The sequence below is a fragment of the Microbacterium sp. B19 genome (assembly GCF_000333395.1).
Lineage (GTDB): Bacteria > Actinomycetota > Actinomycetes > Actinomycetales > Microbacteriaceae > Microbacterium.
The window spans coordinates 1-2,188 of sequence record NZ_BADA01000081.1 but is presented as its reverse complement, the minus strand read 5'-3'; the positions used below and the strand labels follow the sequence as shown (position 1 = coordinate 2,188).

Sequence of the window (2,188 nt, the reverse complement as noted above, 5' to 3'; positions counted from 1 at the left end):
ACTCGTGGCCGAGCACGACCGGCAGGTGCGTGAGGACCGGGCCGCGGGAGTACTCCGTGGCATCCGATCCGCACACTCCGCATCCGCTCACCCGCACGAGCGCCTCGCCCGGCCCGGGGGTCGGCACGGCGCGGCTCTCGATGTGCAGGTCGCCGGGACCGTACAACACCGCCGCGCGCATGCGCGTCACAGGGCCACCCCGTCCGGCTGTCGGGGTCACCGCGACGGAGCGGTGCTTGCGGATCTCAGGGGTGTGTTCTATATTCGAACACACCGTTCTTCTATCGAACGAGAGGCTAGCCCGCCCATGCCCGCACGGCAAGATGCGTCGCCCGCATCGCAGACGTTGAGCCGTGGCATCCGGTTGCTCGAAGAGCTCGCCGACGCGCGCGCTCCCCTGTCGATCGACGACCTCGCCGGGCGCGTCGGCCTGCACCGCTCGGTCGCGTACCGCCTGCTGCGGACCCTCGAAGACCACGGGCTCGTGACGAGGGATGCCGCGGGCGCCGTGCGCCTGGGAACCGGCCTCGCCGCGCTGGCCGCCGGTGTCGCCGCCGACCTGCAGGCGGAAGCTCTGCCCGAGCTGACATCAGCGGCGAACGACCTCGGCATGACGTGCTTCCTCGTCGTGCTCGACCACGACGAGTGCGTCACGCTCGCCAGCGTCGAACCGCGGCACTCGGTCACCGCCGTGGCGCAGCGACCGGGCGCACGGCATCCCGTCACCCGGGGCGCACCCGGCCGGGCGATCCTCGCCCAGCTGCCCCCGCGCCGCTGGCCCGACACCGTCGACGCCCGGCTCGCCGCCGAGATCGCCGAAACGGCGGAGCGCGGCTGGGCGACGAGCCACGACGAAGTCGTTCCGTCGTTGCGCGCGGTGGCCGTACCCCTGAGCGTGCACGGACGCCAGCCCGCCGCGGTCGCCGCCGTCTACGTCGCGACCGACCTCGACGACGCGGCGATCGCCGCGCGCCTGACGAACGCGGCGGAGGCCGTGAGCGTGGCGCTCTAGTCCGGGGTCAGGTCGCGAGGCCCGTTCCGCACGAGGAGCAGAAACGCGCGCCCGAGGGGTTCTCGGAACCGCAGCCGGTGCAGGTCGCGACGACTACGAGCGGCGACCCGCACTCCCCGCAGAACTTGCCACCCTGCGACTGCGCGCCGCACGCGCCGCACCGCGGGCGAGCCTGCGTCTTCAGATCCGCGCCGCCGACGAGGTCGATCGTCTCGAGCCGCTCCTGCACCTGCCGACGCCGCGCCTCGGCCTGCAGCTGCGCGAGTTCTTCGACGGCGATGGGTGAGCAGCGCACGCACTGCCCGACACCGTCGTTCCAGCACACGTCGTCGCAGACCCAGTCGCTGCACGCCCGGCACTGGTGGAACTTGGGCGCGATCTCGGCCGTCGCGGCCCGCAACGCCTGGTCCTTCGCCGGCGAGTTCGTCCCGCGATCGAGGAGACGGTCCGCCATCGACGTGAACTGCGACAGCTGCCCGCCGAAGAGGTTGCCGATTCCACGCGCGAGACGCTGACCCGCGGCCCGCGGGTCGGCGCGGAAGGCCGACCGATAACCGTTGCCGCAGCGTTCGCAGCGGAACTCGAACTGGTAGCCGTCGGTGTTCGACAGATCGGTGAAGTTGTCGGTGAACGGGACGAGATCGCTCATGTCACTCCTGATGGGGGGCCGGGGCGCGGGAGACGCCGGAGGGGGAGGATGCCTCGGGTCGACCGCCGAACACGAGGTCGACGAGCGGCGCGAAGTCGTAGTCGTCCGCGAAGCGCGGAGCCTGCATGAGAAGCAGGTTGTTGATGAGCATCCCGGAGCGTACGAGGTGATCCCGCCGTCTACTTCACCGTGGAACTGGACGCGGTACGAGCCTGTTGGAAGCCCGGTGAAGCTGTAGGCGCCGGTCTCGTCCGTGGACGCGCCCCTCATCGCGGCGGTGTCGCCGTCCCGCCAGAGCAGCACCATCTCGCCGCTCACGGGCTGTCCGCTCCTCGCGTCCACGACTGTTCCCGTGACGGTTCCCGGCGCGGGGACGGCGATCTTCTTGACCTGTGACCCCGCGACGGCGGTGAACGTCTGCGACACGAGCGCATTGTCCGAGGGACCCCCCGTGGCCACGTCGATCCGGTACGACTTGCCGGCGACNACGCTGGAGGGAAGCGAGAACGAGCCGTTCTTGGCGCTCG

4 protein-coding genes and 1 pseudogene are annotated in these 2,188 nt (G+C 71.2%); 1 reads left to right on the top strand and 4 read right to left on the bottom strand.

Annotated features, from left to right (window positions below; genetic code table 11):
- The coding region (locus I5G_RS20255) for an alcohol dehydrogenase catalytic domain-containing protein (RefSeq protein WP_148286381.1) at nt 1-181 on the bottom strand (181 nt) is incomplete at its 3' end.
- A 126-nt stretch (nt 182-307) separates the two neighbouring features.
- Between I5G_RS20255 and I5G_RS02760 the strand changes: the two genes are divergently transcribed.
- The gene (locus I5G_RS02760) at nt 308-1,012 is read left to right on the top strand and encodes an IclR family transcriptional regulator (protein ID WP_022877687.1); all 705 of its coding nucleotides are present in this window, start codon (nt 308-310) and stop codon (nt 1,010-1,012) included.
- 7 nt (nt 1,013-1,019) lie between these two features.
- On the opposite strand, the gene I5G_RS26315 is transcribed toward I5G_RS02760, so the two are convergent.
- The 3 genes and pseudogenes from I5G_RS26315 to I5G_RS27135 all read right to left on the bottom strand — a co-directional run.
- Nucleotides 1,020-1,661, bottom strand: a complete 642-nt coding sequence (locus I5G_RS26315; protein WP_022877686.1) for a zinc ribbon domain-containing protein — start codon at nt 1,659-1,661, stop codon at nt 1,020-1,022.
- A 1-nt stretch (nt 1,662) separates the two neighbouring features.
- Nucleotides 1,663-1,812: a hypothetical protein gene (locus I5G_RS26310; protein ID WP_022877685.1), complete on the bottom strand. Its 150-nt coding sequence runs from the start codon at nt 1,810-1,812 to the stop codon at nt 1,663-1,665.
- A gap of 101 nt (nt 1,813-1,913) precedes the next feature.
- Nucleotides 1,914-1,967 (bottom strand): annotated as a pseudogene (locus I5G_RS27135) (hypothetical protein); the annotation flags it as partial.
- Nucleotides 1,968-2,188 lie beyond the last annotated feature (221 nt).

Excerpts from the sequence above, each read along its gene's own strand:
- I5G_RS02760 (WP_022877687.1), top strand. The coding sequence starts at position 308 with ATGCCCGCACGGCAAGATGCGTCGCCCGCATCGCAGACGTTGAGCCGT.
- I5G_RS26315 (WP_022877686.1), bottom strand. The coding sequence starts at position 1,661 with ATGAGCGATCTCGTCCCGTTCACCGACAACTTCACCGATCTGTCGAAC.
- I5G_RS26310 (WP_022877685.1), bottom strand. The coding sequence starts at position 1,812 with ATGCTCATCAACAACCTGCTTCTCATGCAGGCTCCGCGCTTCGCGGAC.